Here is a 569-nt window from a genome sequence, read left to right on the forward strand (position 1 = left end):
TAATAATTATGAATTTACCCAACCCATACAAATGCGTTTTAACGAACTCATTTCGGGTGTGCGAGCAGATCTAGGAATAAAGATTTTTGGTGATGACCTGGACCAACTGACCCTTACCGCAAAAGACATCCTACAGGTTGTAAGCAAGATTGAAGGCGCGGCCGATGTCCGAATGGAGCAAGTTGAGGGGTTACCATCGTTATCAGTAAGTCCTAAACGAGAAACGCTCGGTCGCTATGGTTTGAATGTGATTCAACTACAGGATTGGATTGCTGCAGCAATAGGTGGCGAATCAGCGGGTGTTTTATACGAAGGAGATCGTCGCTTCGAGCTGATCGTGCGCCTTCCCGAGTTGCTCAGACGGGATATCGAAGGACTGAAATCCTTACCTGTTCCTCTTCCCAGCGGCGACTATGTCCCTCTGGAAGAAGTGGCTTCTCTCACTATTGCGCCTTCTCCGGCACAAATTAGTCGAGAAAATGGGAAACGACGTGTTGTGGTAACAGCAAACGTGCGCGGGCGAGACCTGGGAAGTTTTGTTAGTGAGGTAAAAAAGGAAATTCACGAAC

The 569-nt window shown here is 47.6% G+C and carries 1 protein-coding gene; it reads left to right on the top strand.

The window, feature by feature from the left end; translation table 11 throughout:
• A partial coding sequence (locus B2R29_RS06815; protein WP_301180354.1) for an efflux RND transporter permease subunit occupies nt 1-569 on the top strand: 569 nt, incomplete at both ends.

The organism is Thalassolituus sp. UBA3500 (assembly GCF_002377545.1).
Lineage (GTDB): Bacteria > Pseudomonadota > Gammaproteobacteria > Pseudomonadales > Oceanobacteraceae > Thalassolituus.